Origin of the sequence: Enterococcus saigonensis (genome assembly GCF_011397115.1) — a bacterium.
Classification (GTDB): domain Bacteria; phylum Bacillota; class Bacilli; order Lactobacillales; family Enterococcaceae; genus Enterococcus_C; species Enterococcus_C saigonensis.
Window position 1 is genome coordinate 500158 of sequence record NZ_AP022822.1, and the last position, 17138, is coordinate 517295.

Annotated in this window: 16 protein-coding genes; 13 read left to right on the forward strand and 3 right to left on the reverse strand. The window is 36.2% G+C overall.

Annotated elements, in window-relative coordinates:
- Window positions 1-2 precede the first annotated feature (2 nt).
- The 5 genes from EsVE80_RS02245 to EsVE80_RS02265 all read left to right on the forward strand — a co-directional run bounded on the left by EsVE80_RS02245 (window position 3) and on the right by EsVE80_RS02265 (window position 4294).
- Window positions 3-920, forward strand: coding sequence for a phosphate/phosphite/phosphonate ABC transporter substrate-binding protein (locus EsVE80_RS02245; protein ID WP_173102276.1), 918 nt, complete (start codon window positions 3-5; stop codon window positions 918-920).
- Window positions 921-1172: 252 nt separating this feature from the next.
- Window positions 1173-1940, forward strand: a complete 768-nt coding sequence (gene phnC, locus EsVE80_RS02250; RefSeq protein ID WP_173102277.1) for a phosphonate ABC transporter ATP-binding protein — start codon at window positions 1173-1175, stop codon at window positions 1938-1940.
- A complete protein-coding gene (gene phnE, locus EsVE80_RS02255) occupies window positions 1930-2709 on the forward strand; it encodes a phosphonate ABC transporter, permease protein PhnE (RefSeq protein ID WP_173102278.1) in 780 nt (259 codons plus the stop codon). Before phnC ends, phnE (EsVE80_RS02255) begins: the two co-directional genes overlap by 11 nt.
- Complete coding sequence (gene phnE / locus EsVE80_RS02260; protein ID WP_173102279.1) at window positions 2706-3488, forward strand: phosphonate ABC transporter, permease protein PhnE; 783 nt, start codon at window positions 2706-2708, stop codon at window positions 3486-3488. The genes phnE (EsVE80_RS02255) and phnE (EsVE80_RS02260) overlap by 4 nt, the downstream gene beginning before the upstream one ends.
- Window positions 3488-4294 (forward strand): metallophosphoesterase family protein, encoded by an 807-nt coding sequence (locus tag EsVE80_RS02265; protein ID WP_173102280.1) that lies wholly within the window; start codon window positions 3488-3490, stop codon window positions 4292-4294. The genes phnE (EsVE80_RS02260) and EsVE80_RS02265 overlap by 1 nt, the downstream gene beginning before the upstream one ends.
- Before the next feature lie 87 nt (window positions 4295-4381).
- Here the strand turns inward: EsVE80_RS02265 and EsVE80_RS02270 are convergent, their stop codons facing one another.
- The 3 genes from EsVE80_RS02270 to EsVE80_RS02280 all read right to left on the reverse strand — a co-directional run bounded on the left by EsVE80_RS02270 (window position 4382) and on the right by EsVE80_RS02280 (window position 7983).
- Window positions 4382-5074 carry a type 1 glutamine amidotransferase gene (locus tag EsVE80_RS02270; RefSeq protein ID WP_173102281.1) on the reverse strand — a complete coding sequence of 231 codons (693 nt, stop codon included), beginning with the start codon at window positions 5072-5074 and terminating at the stop codon, window positions 4382-4384.
- The gene (locus tag EsVE80_RS02275) at window positions 5067-6419 is read right to left on the reverse strand and encodes a Mur ligase family protein (protein ID WP_173102282.1); all 1353 of its coding nucleotides are present in this window, start codon (window positions 6417-6419) and stop codon (window positions 5067-5069) included. The genes EsVE80_RS02270 and EsVE80_RS02275 overlap by 8 nt, the downstream gene beginning before the upstream one ends.
- A 157-nt stretch (window positions 6420-6576) precedes the next feature.
- Window positions 6577-7983 (reverse strand): TrkH family potassium uptake protein, encoded by a 1407-nt coding sequence (locus tag EsVE80_RS02280; protein ID WP_173102283.1) that lies wholly within the window; start codon window positions 7981-7983, stop codon window positions 6577-6579.
- A gap of 403 nt (window positions 7984-8386) precedes the next feature.
- Between EsVE80_RS02280 and EsVE80_RS02285 the strand changes: the two genes are divergently transcribed.
- The 8 genes from EsVE80_RS02285 (at window position 8387) to upp (ending at window position 16836) form a co-directional block, all read left to right on the forward strand.
- On the forward strand, window positions 8387-8956 hold the full coding sequence (locus EsVE80_RS02285; protein ID WP_173102284.1) for a thymidine kinase: 570 nt from the start codon (window positions 8387-8389) through the stop codon (window positions 8954-8956).
- A gap of 70 nt (window positions 8957-9026) precedes the next feature.
- Window positions 9027-10100 (forward strand): peptide chain release factor 1, encoded by a 1074-nt coding sequence (prfA, locus tag EsVE80_RS02290; RefSeq protein ID WP_173102285.1) that lies wholly within the window; start codon window positions 9027-9029, stop codon window positions 10098-10100.
- On the forward strand, window positions 10093-10929 hold the full coding sequence (gene prmC, locus EsVE80_RS02295; RefSeq protein WP_173102286.1) for a peptide chain release factor N(5)-glutamine methyltransferase: 837 nt from the start codon (window positions 10093-10095) through the stop codon (window positions 10927-10929). The genes prfA and prmC overlap by 8 nt, the downstream gene beginning before the upstream one ends.
- 201 nt (window positions 10930-11130) lie before the next feature.
- Window positions 11131-12162, forward strand: a complete 1032-nt coding sequence (locus EsVE80_RS02300; protein ID WP_173102287.1) for an L-threonylcarbamoyladenylate synthase — start codon at window positions 11131-11133, stop codon at window positions 12160-12162.
- 130 nt (window positions 12163-12292) lie between these two features.
- On the forward strand, window positions 12293-13543 hold the full coding sequence (glyA, locus tag EsVE80_RS02305) for a serine hydroxymethyltransferase (protein ID WP_173102288.1): 1251 nt from the start codon (window positions 12293-12295) through the stop codon (window positions 13541-13543).
- Between the two features lie 232 nt (window positions 13544-13775).
- Window positions 13776-14534: an ABC transporter ATP-binding protein gene (locus tag EsVE80_RS02310; protein ID WP_173102289.1), complete on the forward strand. Its 759-nt coding sequence runs from the start codon at window positions 13776-13778 to the stop codon at window positions 14532-14534.
- Window positions 14527-16146, forward strand: a complete 1620-nt coding sequence (locus tag EsVE80_RS02315; protein ID WP_173102290.1) for an ABC transporter — start codon at window positions 14527-14529, stop codon at window positions 16144-16146. The genes EsVE80_RS02310 and EsVE80_RS02315 overlap by 8 nt, the downstream gene beginning before the upstream one ends.
- 60 nt (window positions 16147-16206) lie before the next feature.
- Entirely contained in the window at window positions 16207-16836 is a 630-nt protein-coding gene (upp, locus tag EsVE80_RS02320) for a uracil phosphoribosyltransferase (protein WP_173102291.1), read from the forward strand.
- The last annotated feature ends 302 nt before the right edge of the window (window positions 16837-17138 follow it).

Genomic DNA, 17138 nt, shown 5'->3' on the forward strand with positions numbered 1-17138 from the left:
AAATGCGTTTCAAAATGTTGGCAACCAGTCTTTTAACATTAGGTGTCTTAGTCAGCCTTGCGGGGTGTGGTAATGAACAAAAGGCGCAAGGAGATACAAAAGAAAAATTGGTGGTACAATTTGTTCCAACAAATAACGATGGCTCAATGGAGGCCAAAACAAAACCTTTTGCTGAGTATTTATCAAAAAAACTTGATAAAGATGTACGTGTAACGCTAGCAACCGATTATTCAACGATTGTTGAGGCAATGTCTTCTGGACAAGTTGATGTAGGGATTATGCCACCAGCTGCTTATGTACAAGCAAAAGACATGGATGCAGCAGAAGCAGTGTTAACTTCTCAATTAGGAGCTTATGATAGAAAAACAGGTTTACCAACAGATAAATTAACGAATACATTTAAAGGTGAGATCTTAGTTAAAGCAGATAGCAATTTAAAAGATTTAACCGACTTAAAAGGTAAGAAGATCGCTACACTAAGTCCTAACTCTGCAAGTGGTTATATTTATCCTGTAGCCGAACTAAAAGACGCTGGCATTGATCCAACTAAAGATGCGACGGTTACGACTGTGAATGATATTCCAAGTGAAATGACAGCAGTTTTGAATGGGCAAATGGATGCAGCTTTTGTTTTTGAAGGTGCTCGCAATGTATTTGCGGCAAAATTTAGTAATCAAGATATTATGAAAGATTTACGAGTTTTATATTTAACCAAGGGTGATATTCCTAACGACGCAATTGCAGTGCAACCGAAAATGGATGGAAAATTAAAAAAGGAAATTAAAGATGTATTCTTGAATATGTCAAAAGATGAAGCTGGTCAAGAAGCGATGGCTTTATGGGGACACAAAGGCTATCAAGAAGCCGCTGATAGTGCTTATGACACAATTCGTCAATATACGAAAAAAGCTTCTGAATAAACAAAATGCCGGTTCTGATGAGCTGGCTTTTTATAATAGGTAATAGACTAGTACTTTTACAAGGGAAATTCATAATTTTGTTAAGAGTATTGCAGAACAAGTTTGGAAATTTTCGCTAAAATAAGACGCAAAATGCGGTGTTGATTTTCCAAAAAAAGTAGCTGATTTTCTTTTTTTATAGCCATTAAAGGGAAAATTGAGCTTTTTAACCTTTTGTAAGAATTTTGATATCTAAATTTAGGAGTTAAAGTCATGATTGAATTTAAAAATGTTGCCAAAGTTTACCCCAACGGCGTCAAAGGATTACAAAACATTAATTTAACAATTGAAGATGGTGATTTTGTAGCGATTATTGGATTAAGTGGTGCCGGTAAAAGTACACTTTTGCGTTCCATTAATCGCCTAGTAACAACAACTGGTGGTGAGATTGTTATTAACGGTGAATCTATCACCACAGCTAATAAGAAAAAATTACGAGAAATTCGGCGTAACATCGGTCTAATATCTCAAAGTTTTAATTTGGTTAAACGTAGTACCGTTCAAAAAAACGTGTTATCAGGCCGCCTTGGTTACTATTCAACTTGGAAAAGTATTTTTGGTTTGTTTACACAAGCAGATTATGAAAAAACGGCATTAGCCTTAGATCAAGTCGGATTATCTGATAAACTGCATACCCGTAGCGATGAATTAAGTGGAGGACAACAACAACGTGTTTTAATTGCGCGCGCACTCGTGCAACAAGCTGATATTATTTTGGCTGATGAGCCCGTTGCCTCTCTTGATCCAGTTACAGCAGAAAAAGTGATGACAGATTTAAAAGAAATCAACCAAACGTTAAATAAGACGATCATTGTGAATATTCATTCGGTACCTTTAGCAAAAAAATATGCGAGTAGAATTATTGCGCTAAAAAGTGGTGAAGTGGTTTTTGACGGTGATGCTAAAAGTTTAACAGCGGCACAGCTTAGTGAAATTTATGGGAAAGCATATGAAAAGGAAGTGGCGGCAAATGCAGATTAAAGACACTGTCCACTTTAATTGGTACAAACACTTGTTTATCGTAGTTGTGCTACTGTTGTGCTTACAAGGAAGCATCCTTTTAACCCATGCAAATTTTCAGGCGGTATTTCAAAATTCAGATCAAATGGCTCTTTTCTTAGCGCGCTTTTTAAAACCCGATTTTAGTTATCTACCAAGTCTTGTAACCCCATTGCTAAAAACATTGCAGATGTCTATTTTAGGAACGTTTTTAGGTGTTTTATTTGCTGTTCCAATTAGTTTTTTAGCAACGCATGTTATTACAAAAAAACGTTTTTTATCTTATGCGATTCGCTTCTTTTTGGGGGTAATTCGTACGATTCCTAATTTATTATTAGCCGCTTTATTCGTGGCTGTTTTTGGTATTGGAGAAGCAACAGGTGTATTGACGATTGCTGTTTTCACTTTTGGGATGGTTTCACAGTTGATTTTTCAAGCAATTGAAACCATTGATTTTGGTCCGATTGAAGCCAATGAAGCAGTAGGCGCCACTAAAATGCAAGTTGCTATTTGGTCGGTTATGCCCCAAGTCATTAATCAAATTATTAGCTATACATTTTACGCCTTTGAAGTAAACGTACGTGCTTCGACGGTTTTAGGATATGTAGGAGCTGGGGGATTAGGCGTTATTTTGAATTCATCATTAGCGCTCATGCGTTACGATCGTGTATCCATTATTATTTTGACAATTTTTATTGTAGTTGCCATTGTGGATAGCTTAAGTGAAGCGGTAAGGAGGCGATTGAAATGATAATTAGCCAAGTGAGTAAAAAAACGTATTTTTTTCTATTGGTTCTTTTAGCGTTGATAATTTATTCAGCTTTTGGAATTGACTACAGTAGCTTGAGCACATTTTCTTTGGCAATGGGAAGAGAAGTTGTGCAAGGATTGGCGCACCCAGATTGGCACTATCTATACGACGGTAGTGGAGAAGATTTGCTTAGTCTGTTAGTACTGACCATAGGTATCGCTTTTTTAGGTACCTTTATTGCTACCATTTTAGCATTACCCTTAACGTTATTTAGTTCTAGCAATTTATGGCAAAATCATCCTTGGATAGCAAAAATTGGCAAATTCATTTGTAATGTTTTACGCGCGTTTCCTGAACTCGTTTATGCAATTATTTTTGTTAAAGTTGTTGGTCCAGGACCCTTTGCAGGTGTGATGGCCATAGGCGTCCATCAAATTGGTATGTTAGGAAAGTTATTTACCGAAGAAGCCGAAGGAATGGATGAAGCATTAATCGAAGACGCAGCAGCAATTGGTGCTAATTTTTGGCAAATAGTATTTTCTGTTCGTATTCCTCATTTATTGCCAATCTACAGTTCATTAGCTTTAAACCATTTTGAAATTGCGGTGCGAAGTGCTGCGACATTGGGACTAGTAGGCGCTGGTGGAATAGGTGCGCCTTTAATATTTGCAATTCAAACTCGAAGTTGGAATCGTGTTAGCATTATTTTATTAGGAGTCGTAGTAACTGTCTTTATTTTAGACTTATTTACTGGCTGGATTCGTAGGAAGTTACGCTGATGAAGATTTTACAATTATCTGACTTACATTATCGCAGTCAGTATTTACCAGCAACAAATGCTTATCAAGAAATGTTAACCAAAATGGAAAATCCACTGATATACTTGGACTTGGCAATTGAAAAGGCTAAATCAATGACAGCGATTGATCTTGTTTTGATTACAGGAGATCTTACTGAAGATGGTGAAGTTTGTGATTATCGTTTTTTACGAGAGTACTTTATCCGACAATTTCCCACTACACCAGTCATGGTTACATTAGGTAACCATGATATTAAGGAAAACTTTTATCAAGGTTGGCTGAAAAATGTGCCTACTTCTAATTATTATAATTTTATTTGTGAAATGGCTGACTTTTATCTGTTTTCTTTTGATTCTTCTATTTATGGTAATGCCGATGGTTTTATTGATAAGAATCAGTTGAATTGGTTGGAAGAAATGCTTGCAACGCATCAAGACAAACCAGTTTTGTTTATGACGCATCACCACTTAATTCAAGGACAATATGCGACAGCGAACTTGCCTCAATCTGATCAATTGTGGCAAGTCTTGAAGCGCCATAATATTTTGGCCGTTTTAAATGGACATACCCATTGTCACTATCAGGCTACAATAGGTGAAATTCCTTATTATACGGTAGATGGTCTCTCTTTTTTAGGTCAGGATGAAGGTGGGGGACTGGTACGCTTTGTTCAGCATGCAGGTTTTAGTCTATATGAAATAAAAGCAGGTCAATTTCAAGAAATAGCAACAGAAATTGTCACTAGTGGGAAGTTATTACAAAAAGTAGATATGCGCTTGTGCTAAAAAAATACCCAGATAATAAAAGATGATTCGTAGTCCACTAAATTTAGTAGGAAACATCTTGCTTGTCTGGGTGTTTTTTATTTTGCTTTAAGCAATTTCAGTTAGTGTGGGAATAACAACGGAACCGTATTTTTTTTCTAAAGCAGTTTTTAAGAGGCGATAGGCTAATTTTTCATTACGGGCTAAGATAGGACCATGGAAATAAGAACCGTAAACATTCCGGTAAATAACACCTTCTGTTTGATCTTCGCCATTATTGCCTTTACCTTCGACAATTTTACCTAAGGGTTTCTCCCCTTGACCTAAGAAAGTACGGCCATTATGATTTTCAAAGCCGTAGTAGGTTTCATTGAATTCTTCATTGTGAATGACAATATCTCCAATAAAACGATTATTCTCTTGGCTTAATGTATAGTGATCTAATGCACCAATACCTTTAATCTTTTCTCCATTAGCGCCCATGTAATAATGGCCTAGTAGTTGGTAGCCACCACAAATCGCCAACATGATACCGTCGTTTTCGATGTAGTCGGTTAAATCAGCTTTTTTATTTTGGATATCTTCTGAAACAATTAATTGTTCGAAGTCTTGACCACCGCCAAAAAAAACTAAATCGTATTTGGTAGGGTCAAATTTTTCGTGAATGCTGACAATCTCTGTATCTAATTGAATACCCATTTTTTTTGCTAAATATTGTAATACCAATAAGTTGCCGTTATCTCCGTAAGTATTCAGCAGGTTGCCGTATAGATGGGCTAATGTTAATTCGTAATCAGCCACGATCCATTCCTCCTTTAATGTAACCTTTTTCTGCTAATTTTTTTCGCAATTGTAACACAGCAGTATATGTTGCTAAAATATAAACATTTTCTGTTGGTAATGCTTTAATATCTTCAATTACTTCATCTAAATCTTTGGTTTCGGTCAATTTATCTTCTTCAATACCGGCTACTTTTAAACGTAATGCCATGTCTTTGTGGCGTTCTCCGCCGGCAATAACGGCAGGGATATTCATTTTGGCAAAGGCTTCGTGATTGCCATCCCAAATCCAGCTGACGTCAATGCCATCAGCATAGTTAGCGTTTAATAAGGCAACAAGTGAAAATGAATAAGGAGAAAGACCAATCATATCAATTACTTGGTTGAGGCCAACGGGATTTTTTACTAAGACTAATGTACATTTTTTACCATCAATATCAATTACTTCTTGACGACCAAAAACTTTTTCATCATAACCTAAACCAGCTTTGATTTTTTCTGCAGGAACGTTGTAGTATTCTGCTACTGCTGTCGCAGCTAGAGCGTTGTATACGTTATACATGCCGCCAACTTCAATACCATATTTATGCTCATCAATTATAAAATCAGCTGATGTGTTGTCCATAGCGACCATTTTGGTTAATTTGTAGTCTAATTCAGGACGATGGAAACCGCAGTTAGGACAATAATATTTACCAAGGTTGGCATAAGTGATCATTTTATAATGTAGAATATGATGACAATTAGGGCACAAAACACCATCTGTATTGTAATGGGCCATTTGTTCGGTATCAGGTAAATGATCAAAGCCATAATATTTACGCGGATTAACAGTTTTAACAGAATTAAAGATTGGTGAATCCCCATTGCACAAAATTGTTGCTTGAGGTGATTTTTCAGCACCTTCGACAATCAAGCGATAAGTTGTATAAATTTCACCATAGCGATCCATTTGATCACGAAAGATATTCGTAAAAACAAATAATTCTGGTTTGATATATTCTGTTACTTTGCTAAGACTGGCTTCATCAATTTCTAAAACCGCAAAGTTTTTTTGATTTTTTTTAGGCTTGGCAGATAAAAAGGTGGATACAATCCCTTGTACCATATTCGCACCAGTTGGATTAGTTAACACTTCGTCAAATTGCTGTTTTAAAATATTAACAGTTAAAGCAGTTGTAAGGGTTTTACCATTTGTACCCGTTACCACGACCACTTCATAAAGATCAGAATAGTGGTCTAAAATATTGGGATTAATTTTTAAAGCCAATTGTCCTGGGTAGCTGGAACCACCTTTAAAAAAAGTTTTTAAAACCCATTGGGCACTCTTGCCGGCAAATATCGCCAAATGACTACGTAAGCTCATAGATTCTGTTGCTCCTTTTATTTAAACTGTCGTTAAATCGTTTCACAAATCCAACTTATCATACCATAGTCTGAATAATTTACGGTAATACCTTTGCTTTTTCTTAAATTTTAGTAGAAGCTAATAAAAAAGCTGCAGGAGACACCTGCAGCTTTTTCTAACCAATAATGATTTGTTCGGTAGGATATTCATAACCTTGATCGCGTGTTTCTTTGGGGATGAAAAGAAGAAGTGTATACAACATACCAATCCGCCCGATAAACATCAACAAGGCAATTACAATCTTACCTACTATTGATAGCTCAGAAGTAATTCCAAGTGACAATCCCGTTGTTCCAAATGCCGAGGTAACTTCGACAATAATTGCAATCAGTGATTGTTTTTCAGTTGCACTTAACAATAAAACACTAAAAAAGCACATGGCCAGCGACAACATGAACACAACGACTGACTTACGGACATCTGCATCACTTATACGACGGCCAAAAATATTGATATTATCTTCGCTTTTTAGAAATGAAGTCATATACAAACCGATAATAGCAATGGTTGTCGTTCGTACGCCACCACCCACAGAACTAGGGCTACAACCAATAAACATCAGGAGTGAAAAAATGATTAAGGTTGTTACTTGAAATTCGCCCAAGTCATGAATTTGTAGACCGGCATTACGGGTCGTCATAGAGTAAAACATACTATTTATCCAGCGTCCTAACGGATCAATACCAGCAAATAAGTGCTCTCTTTCCAATAAGTAAATAATGAAAGTTCCTCCTACAAACAAAATAACAAAAGCTAAGACAGCTATTTTGGTAAAAAGAGAAAAACGAAACGGCAGCCGACGGTTGATTTTTTTGCGGCGATATAAAAACCATTCATAAAAGTCCATTAAAACAGGAAAACCAATACCACCGATAAAAATCAAAAACATAATTGCAACTAAGAAAAGGTAGTCACCTGCAAAAGGCATGATAGAATCCCCAGTTACGTCAAAGCCAGAATTAGTCACAGCAGAAATAGCTTGATAAAAACCATAAAAAAATGCATCTCCTAAATTTTGGTAATAGCCTTGCCATAAAAAATACAAAGCAAAAAATAAACCAAAACTAACTTGAAAAATTAAAATCATCGTAAAGGTTATGCGAATTAGACGCACAATGCCACTAAGTCGGGGCTGGTTCATATCTGTCATAATTAGTTGTCGCTGTTTTAGCGAAATTTTACGGCGCGATATAATAAAGAAGAAAGTCGAAATCATCATAATCCCTAATCCACCAACTTGGAATAAAACTTCTAATAAAACCACCCCGTGTTCGTTAAAAACGTGATTAATATTAAAAGTCGTCAGTCCCGTCACGCTCACCGTACTTATTGCCATAAAAACCATATCTAAAAACGGAACGTGAACGTTAGGTTGGCGGAAAAACGGCAAATAAAAAAGTAATAGCGAAATAAAAGTCATCACTAAATAATAGCTCACGATAATTTGAATAGAGGACACATTATTAGCCACAAAAAAACGTGCTCGGCGAGACTTTTGGCGCAGCACACGTAAAATACTCATAAAAAACTCCTTTGTATAAATAGTTAACTTTGTCTTAAGTATAGCAGAGAAGCAAAAAAATAGGAGTGACTAGCCCAGTTTTCTCTTAAGCAATCCAAAATTTAGAAATAAGGTGACTGAATTTAAAGAACTTCGCTAAAAAAAAGATATGAATTTCGCAAATTCTTGTCATAAATTATTCACATTTTCTGGCTATTATATAGACATACCAACAAAACAACCCAAACCCAACAAACTTTTCTTTTCATTTTCTTACTCCCTTGAAAACCATTGTCAATTTTGACGATGGTTTTTTGTTTGTTTTTATGGAATTGTCCTTTAAGAAGAGCCCAAGAAATTCCTACTGTAAAAAGCGAATCTTTTCCGCTATAATATCAAAGAGTGAAGCGGAGGAATTTGTGAAATGGCACAATTATTTTTTAAATATGGCGCAATGAACAGTGGGAAAACAATTGAAATTTTGAAAGTTGCCCACAATTATGAAGAGCAAGATAAACCTGTTGTGATTATGACAAGTGGTTTAGATACGCGTTCTGGAGTAGGGCGAGTCTCAAGTCGAATCGGATTGGAAAGAGAAGCATTGCCGATTTTTGCTGAAACTAACGTTTTTGAAACGATTGTAAATTTAGAATTAAAACCCTACTGTGTGCTAATCGACGAAGCACAATTTTTGCAAAAACAGCATGTTTTGGACTTTACTAGAATTGTAGATGAATTGAATATTCCAGTAATGGCCTTTGGCTTAAAAAATGATTTTCGCAATGAGTTATTTGAAGGATCTAAATATTTACTTTTATATGCTGACAAAATTGAAGAAATGAAAACAATCTGTTGGTTTTGTCATAAAAAAGCGATTATGAACCTTCATTATATTGATGGAAAACCTGTCTATGAAGGAAACCAAGTCCAAATTGGGGGCAACGAAGCGTATTATCCTGTGTGCCGACACCATTATTTCCATCCAGAAATATAAGCAATTAAATTTTACGTTTTGACGGGTTCTGTCGTGAAACATAATCTGAAAATGAAGGAGCAAAATAATTATGTATGATCAGCTGCAGGCGATTGAAGATCGTTACGAAGAATTAGGAGAGCTGTTAAGTGATCCAGATGTAATCACTGATACTCAGCGTTTTATGGAGCTTTCCAAAGAAGAAGCAAATACAAGGGAAACAGTAGAAGTTTATCGCCGTTACAAACAAGTTATTGACGGAATTAAAGATGCTGAAGAGCTCTTAAATGAAAACTTGGATGATGAAATGGCAGAAATGGCCAAAGAAGAATTAAATGATTTGAAAAAGGAAAAAGAAGTTTTAGAAGAACGAATTAAAATATTATTATTACCAAAAGATCCCAATGATGACAAAAATATTATCATGGAAATTCGTGGTGCCGCGGGTGGTGATGAAGCAGCACTTTTTGCTGGTGATTTATTTAATATGTATCAAAAATATGCCGAAGCACAAGGTTGGAAGGTCGAAGTAATGGATGCCAATATTACCGGTATTGGCGGCTATAAAGAAGTAATCATGATGATTACAGGCGACAATGTCTATTCCAAATTAAAATATGAAAGTGGCGCGCATCGGGTTCAACGTGTACCTTCAACTGAATCTCAAGGGCGAATTCATACATCAACTGCAACAGTTGTCGTGATGCCAGAAGCAGAAGAAGTTGAAATTGATATTGCCGACAAAGATATTCGAACTGATATTTATCACGCATCAGGAGCCGGTGGTCAGCACGTTAATAAGACAGCCTCAGCCGTGCGTTTGACGCACATTCCAACTGGGATTGTAGTTGCCATGCAAGATGAGCGTTCACAATTGAAAAACCGTGAAAAAGCAATGAAAGTTTTACGGGCTAGGGTGTATGATCAAATTTCTCACGAAGCGCAAAGTGAATATGATGCAACGCGTAAGTCTGCTGTAGGGACAGGGGATCGTTCGGAACGAATCCGGACGTATAATTTTCCTCAAAACCGCGTAACGGACCATCGTATTGGCCTAACAATTCAAAAACTAGATCAAATTTTAGCTGGTAAATTAGATGAAATTATCGATGCCTTAATCATGTATGATCAAACATCGAAATTAGAAGAGATGCAAAATGGCTAAGACGTATCGAGAAGCTCTGTTAAGAGCTTCTTCTTTTTTAAAAGCAGCAGGTAAAGAAGCCTATAGTATTGAATTTGTTTTTTTAGCGCGAAAAAATTGGGATAAGACACAATGGCTCTTGAATATGAATCAAGTTATTCCGTTGGCTGATGAAAAACAAATTGAATTAGACTTGGCTGCCTTATTGCAAAATCAGCCACCGCAATATTTGTTAGGTTATGCGTATTTTTATACGCATAAATTTAAAGTAAATGAAGCAACTTTAATTCCAAGACCAGAAACAGAAGAATTAGTTGACTGGTGCTTGCGGGAAAACAAAGACTTAACAGCAACTAAAAAAGTAGTAGATGTTGGGACAGGAACAGGCGCCATTGGTATTTCCTTAAAGTTAGCTAGAATGAACTGGCAAGTTACCGTCGTTGATATTGTGCCAGAAACTTTAGCAGTAGCAAAAGAAAATGCAATCGCCCTAAATGCAGATATATCTTTTGAATTAGGCGACACATTATCTTGGGCTCAAGAAGAATATGATATTATTATTAGTAATCCTCCATACATTAGCCCCAGTGAATGGGAGCTAATGGATGAAAGTGTTCGGGAATTTGAACCTAAAACAGCTTTATTTGCCGCAGACAATGGTTTAGCGATTTACCGTAAATTGGCACAGCAAGCACAAAAAGTTCTAGCTCCTGATGGACAAATTTTTTTGGAAATTGGATTTAAGCAAGGTGCAGCAGTAGCAAAAATTTTTCAAGCGGCGTTTCCAACTAAAACCGTCATTGTCAAAAAAGATTTAAGTGGTAATGAGCGAATGGTCTATGTGTATTAAATATTACGCAAACTTGTGGAAAAAAATTTTTTAAAAATGTTTCACGATTAAAAAACATAGCTGGCAGAACTGTTTCACGAAATAGAAAGTTATGAACAGACTTTTGCACACTTGACAAATCGTTTATCCACAAAAAGTGGATAACTTTACTGAAATTGTTGAAAAGTCGCCTGTTCTGTAAAAAAAGGATGTGGATAAAATTTGGAAACTAAGGTATACCAAACGGATCAATTACATGAAGCGGCAGAAAAATTAAAAAAAGGTGAGTTAGTTGCTTTTCCAACTGAAACAGTCTATGGACTGGGAGCTAATGCACTTTTGCCTGAAGCTGTCAAGCAGGTTTTTGCAGTTAAAGGACGTCCTAGTGATAATCCACTAATAGTAACAGTCGCAGATTTTACGATGGTGCAAGACTATGTGGATAACTTTCATCCGTTAACGAAAAAAATTGTAGAAAATTATTGGCCAGGACCATTAACTTTGATTTTTACGATTAAAAAAAATAGTCTACCGTCTGTTGTAACAGGCGGTTTATCCACAGCGGCGTTTCGAATGCCAGCGAATAAAAAAACACGAGAATTAATTAAATTAGCCGGTGTTCCTTTAGTTGGCCCTAGTGCCAATACATCTGGTAAACCCAGTCCAACTACTAGTGAACATGTGTATCATGACTTAAAAGGAAAAATTGCAGGTATTGTGGATGATGGTGCTGCCTCAATTGGTTTAGAGTCAACTGTCCTTGATTTAAGTGATTCAAATAAAGCACCGGTGATTTTACGTCCAGGGGCAATTACGCAAGAAGACCTAAGTAAGTTATTAGGGGTAACCGTCGCTTTAGATGGACATTTAATCCGTGAAAATGAAGCCCCAAAAGCGCCCGGAATGAAATATAAGCACTATGCTCCGGATACAAAAGTCTTATTGGTAAAAAATAATGACTGGGAAAAAGCGAAGGTCTGGGTAAAGGAAAACCATTTACGAGCTGGTGTTTTGGCAGGGCCTACAATTTCAGAAAAAATGCGGTATGATACGGCGTGCGTCTTTATGTATAGTAAAGATACGGCAGAATCAGCTGCAAAAGGACTTTTCGCCGGTTTACGTGCGTTGGATAATAAAGCTTTAAATTTAGACGTTATCTTGGCAGAGATATACCCAGAAGAAGGTATTGGTGCTGCGTATATGAATCGCTTGAAAAAATCAGCTAGCCAGCACTACTTTACACCAGAAAATTAAACTCTAAAAATAAGGGGCGAAAGATTTCTTTTGCTCCTTATTTTTATGATACAATTTCAATATTAAGTGGCTTTTTGCTTAACTTAAGTGTTTTACGAAAAAAGAGTGTTAATTTAAAGGAGTGGCTAAAATGGACTATCGTGAATTTGACCCAGAATTATGGGAAGCTGTGGATAATGAGTTCAATCGTCAGCAAAATAATTTGGAATTAATTGCCTCAGAAAATATCGTTTCCCCGGGTGTTTTGGCAGCTCAAGGAAGTGTATTGACGAATAAATACGCAGAAGGTTACCCTGGACGTCGCTACTATGGAGGTTGTGAATTTGTCGATATTACTGAAAACTTGGCAATTGATCGTGCCAAGGAAATATTTAACGCCAAATTTGTTAACGTTCAACCTCATTCTGGATCACAAGCTAACACTGCAGCCTATTTAGCTTTGGTTCAACCAGGAGACACGATTTTAGGTATGGATCTTTCTGCTGGAGGACATTTAACCCATGGCTCAAAAGTCAATTTTAGCGGTAAAACCTATCATTTCGTTAGTTACGGAGTTGATCCGGCAACAGAAGTGATTGATTATAATGTCGTGCGTATTTTAGCGCGTAAACATCAACCAAAATTAATTGTGGCCGGAGCAAGTGCTTATTCCCGTACGATTGATTTTGCGAAATTTAAAGAAATTGCAGACGAAGTTGGGGCTAAATTAATGGTTGATATGGCCCATATTGCTGGCTTGGTTGCAGCAGGGTTACATCCTTCACCAATTCCTTTTGCAGATATTACGACTACGACTACTCATAAAACTTTACGAGGACCGCGTGGTGGTATGATTTTAACTAACGATCCGGATTTAGCTAAAAAAATTAATAGTGCGGTTTTCCCTGGTATTCAAGGAGGCCCATTGGAACATGTAATTGCAGCAAAAGCAGTTGCTTTTAAAGAAGCATTAGATCCAAGTTTTAAAGAATACAGCCAACAAGTTATTGACAATGCCCAAGCTATGGCAAAAGTCTTTAATCAAACACCAGAAACCCGTCTTGTTTCTGGTGCCACAGATAATCACCTCTTATTGGTAGATGTTCGTGGTCTAGATATTACGGGGAAGATTGCAGAAAATGTTTTAGATAAGGTAAACATTACTTTGAACAAAAATTCAATTCCCTTTGAATCCTTAAGTCCAATGGAAACAAGTGGTATTCGTATTGGAACTCCGGCACTAACAAGTCGTGGCTTCAAAGAAGAGGAATGCACTCAAGTCGCACAGTTAGTTGTGAACGCACTAAAAAATCGTGATAATGCAGCGGAGTTGGCAAAAATTAAAGCAAGCGTAAAACGATTAACCGATCGTTTTCCAATTTATCAAGCTATAAAGAACTAGAAAAAGGAATAATTAGTTGATTGGGCAATCTTTGGTGATTGCCCTTTTTTGATTAAAGAAGCAATTTTTAGCGTTTAGATAAATATTTGGAAACGAATTCAATAAAAAATGCGAGAGTGCATTTTTATCCCCAATAAGAATGTAGTATGATACTAGATAATAAACGGATATCAATTTAATTAAATTAAAAAATATCATTTTTAATAGGTCTACATACAAGGAGTGAGAGTCAATGATTGAGTTAAAAGAGTTAGGAAAAGATTATGGTCAAAAGACAGCATTGCAAAATTTATCGCTTACTATTAAAGAAGGAGAAATTTTCGGCTTTTTGGGTCATAATGGTGCCGGAAAATCTACCACAATTAAAAGTTTAGTCAGCATTATTGAACCAACCAGAGGACAAATTTTATTCGATGGTAAAGAACTTTCTGAAAATCGAATGGAGATAAAAAAGAAAATTGGTTATGTGCCAGATACGCCAGACATTTTTTTACAATTATCAGCAGGGGAGTATTGGGATTTAATTGCAGCTGCTTATGAGATAGAAAATAAAAAAACACGCTTAAAAGAGCTAGTGGAATTATTCAGTATGGAAAATCACGTTGATGAAACATTAGCCAGCTTCTCTCATGGTATGCGGCAAAAAACAATTATTATAGGGGCTTTATTGCCAGATCCTGATATTTGGATTTTAGATGAGCCTATGCAAGGGTTAGATCCTCAAGCCTCTTTTGATTTAAAAGAATTGATGAAACAGCATGCAGCAAAAGGCAAGACAGTCATTTTTTCTACCCATGTTTTAGATACAGCACAACAATTGTGTGACGAGTTAGCCATTTTGAAACAAGGTGAGTTAATTTATAATGGTTCGGTGACAGATTTATTAGCAGAAAATCCCCAAGAATCCTTAGAAGCCATTTATTTAAAAATGGCGGGTAGAAAAAATAGTGAAGAGATTGTCAAAGAGTTGGCAGGTGATGGGGATGAGTAAGCAATTAAAAGCTTTAATTGCTGTTAGTTTGCGTTATGCTAACCCTCAAGCTACTGATCGTTTGCGAAAAAAAGGACGCAAAAATTTATCGCGCGCGATTATTAGTCAGTACTTCTTATCTGGTCTGGTCTTTTTAGCAGTTTATGGCTCAATGCTTTTTCTGACGAACTTTGCAAAAATGCCAGGGACATTTACGTATTTTGCCACATTATTTTGTTTATTGGGTTTGTCCCAAGGAGTCAGTATTATCTTTAACATTTTCTTTGAAAGTAAAGATTTGGGGAGTTATTTACCCTTACCATTTAAACAAGGCCAGATCTTTATTGCCAAGAATATTGTCGTGGCTCTTTCGGTAGTTCCGTTTATTATTCCATTGTTGGTTCTATTTTTTTTAACAAGTTTGAAAAGTGGAATAAATGTTGTCATGGCAATATTTATTAGTATCGCATTATTCATTGTTGTGCTCTTAATTTTATTTGCCATTTGTAGCTTAATTGTTTTTGGCCTTGCACGGACAAAAGTCTTTCAAAAGCATAAAAAATTAATGACCACGATGCTTTTATGGGTGACGATGGCCGTAGTCGTTATCGGTATCTTGTTTATGAATCAGGATACTGCAGATAGTTATGTCACTGATCGCAGTATCATCTTACCAATGTTACCCCTGTTTCATATTACTCACGCACCACTTTCAAGTAGTGGTTTAATGAGTATTGCTGGGTTGTTAGTTTTTTTTATAATTTTAGCTTTTCTAGTGAAGTGGCAAATTTTGCCGCAACTGTATGAACAAGTGACTGCTATTTCTAGTACAGAACAAGTCGTGCGGCGCAAACGAAAGAAAAATCAAAATTTGCAACAAATTTTACAACGTTACAATTTTGAATTGGTCAAGAATCCCTCTTTTATTACACAAGTGTTGTCTTCATCATTGATTTTTCCTATTGTCTTTATTGCAACTTTTGCTTTGAATGGTGATATAACGTTACATGATTTGTCTATAAAATATGTTGGTGTTGCTTTTTTTGGTGGCCTTGTTTTAGCCTTGATGACGATTAACCAAACATCATTTGTTGGAAATTTGATTTCTTTGGATGGTGAAAATTATTCCTATATGCAGACGCTACCTGTGAGTCGTAAAGAATATCTAGTAGCAAAATTTAAAGTAGGTCTGATCATTCAAGGTGGTATTACGTTGCTACTCTCATTGGCAGCGGGTCTTGTTTTACGAGCTTCTTTGCTATTTCTGTTATCTTTTGTTATCGGGGGGATTTTTGGAACCATTTTGTTGTCTCAGTTTTACTTTATACGAGATTACCGGCTACTTTTAATAGATTGGACTAATTTTAGTCAGCTTTTTTTGCGGGGAAGTGGTCGCGTCGGATTAATCTTTATGATGTGGGGGAGTATGATTGTAGGTGCTCTTTTAATTGGCGGATATGTTGCGTTATTAAATATGATGGATGCAGTGTTGGTCAATGGTATCGTCTTAATTGGTGTAGTAGTGATTGGCTTATGGCTAATATCTTACTATCGTCGTAGTTTCTGGCAAAAATTAGACCAAGTTTCTTGGCAGAGAAAAATTGATTTGGCAAGGCAGAAAAAAATAAAGTGATTAGTTGTTAAACCAGCCTATTTGCTTTAAAATAAAAGAAAAACTAAAGGAGCTTTTACAATGGGCAAATTTCAAGTAATCGATCATCCCTTGATCCAACACAAATTAACAATTATTCGTGATAAAAACACAGGAACAAAAGTATTTCGAGAAGTTGTAAACGAAATCGCAATGTTAATGGCTTATGAAGTATCACGAGACATGCCATTGGAAGATATCGAGATTGAAACACCAGTTGCACAATCTACTCAAAAAACATTAACGGGTAAAAAAGTTGCCATTGTGCCAATTTTACGTGCTGGTTTGGGTATGGTAGATGGTATTTTAGAATTAATTCCAGCAGCCAAAGTTGGACACGTTGGATTGTATCGAGACGAAGAAACATTACAAGCGCATGAATACTTCTTCAAAATGCCAGAAGATATTGATAACCGCCAAATTTTTGTTGTAGACCCGATGTTAGCAACAGGTGGTTCTGCAATTATGGCGATTGATTCATTGAAAAAACGTGGCGCTTCAAATATTAAGTTTGTGTGCTTAGTTGCCGCTCCAGAAGGTGTACGTGCACTGCAAGAAGCGCATCCAGATATTGATATCTTTACGGCTGCCTTAGATGATCATTTAAATAAACACGGCTACATTGTTCCAGGATTAGGAGATGCAGGCGACCGTTTGTTTGGTACAAAATAATAATTCGTAAAAAGCGCTGGTTGTATTACAACCAGCGTTTTTTTGTAAGAAAAATTAGCTATTGATACAAAATATGGGTTTATTAAAATTTGAAACCACAATATATTGTGGATAAGTCTGTTGATATGTGTATAAGTTATGCCTATTTAGCCGCAAAGAAAAAATAACCTACTTGTAACGAAACGGAAAAATAAATAATTGTCACAAAATCAGCCATTGCTTTTTATTTTGGGCTCCTTGAATTAGGAAAAAATGAAACAAATAAAAGCAAGTATGTTATAGGCTGTTGAAAGTTAAAATCA

Bases quoted from the DNA above. Each gene is read 5' to 3' on its own strand.
- EsVE80_RS02245 (WP_173102276.1), top strand. From the start codon at position 3: ATGCGTTTCAAAATGTTGGCAACCAGTCTTTTAACATTAGGTGTCTTA.
- phnC (WP_173102277.1), top strand. From the start codon at position 1,173: ATGATTGAATTTAAAAATGTTGCCAAAGTTTACCCCAACGGCGTCAAA.
- phnE (WP_173102278.1), top strand. From the start codon at position 1,930: ATGCAGATTAAAGACACTGTCCACTTTAATTGGTACAAACACTTGTTT.
- phnE (WP_173102279.1), top strand. From the start codon at position 2,706: ATGATAATTAGCCAAGTGAGTAAAAAAACGTATTTTTTTCTATTGGTT.
- EsVE80_RS02265 (WP_173102280.1), top strand. From the start codon at position 3,488: ATGAAGATTTTACAATTATCTGACTTACATTATCGCAGTCAGTATTTA.
- EsVE80_RS02275 (WP_173102282.1), bottom strand. From the start codon at position 6,419: ATGAGCTTACGTAGTCATTTGGCGATATTTGCCGGCAAGAGTGCCCAA.
- EsVE80_RS02280 (WP_173102283.1), bottom strand. From the start codon at position 7,983: ATGAGTATTTTACGTGTGCTGCGCCAAAAGTCTCGCCGAGCACGTTTT.
- EsVE80_RS02285 (WP_173102284.1), top strand. From the start codon at position 8,387: ATGGCACAATTATTTTTTAAATATGGCGCAATGAACAGTGGGAAAACA.
- prfA (WP_173102285.1), top strand. From the start codon at position 9,027: ATGTATGATCAGCTGCAGGCGATTGAAGATCGTTACGAAGAATTAGGA.
- prmC (WP_173102286.1), top strand. From the start codon at position 10,093: ATGGCTAAGACGTATCGAGAAGCTCTGTTAAGAGCTTCTTCTTTTTTA.
- glyA (WP_173102288.1), top strand. From the start codon at position 12,293: ATGGACTATCGTGAATTTGACCCAGAATTATGGGAAGCTGTGGATAAT.
- EsVE80_RS02310 (WP_173102289.1), top strand. From the start codon at position 13,776: ATGATTGAGTTAAAAGAGTTAGGAAAAGATTATGGTCAAAAGACAGCA.
- EsVE80_RS02315 (WP_173102290.1), top strand. From the start codon at position 14,527: ATGAGTAAGCAATTAAAAGCTTTAATTGCTGTTAGTTTGCGTTATGCT.
- upp (WP_173102291.1), top strand. From the start codon at position 16,207: ATGGGCAAATTTCAAGTAATCGATCATCCCTTGATCCAACACAAATTA.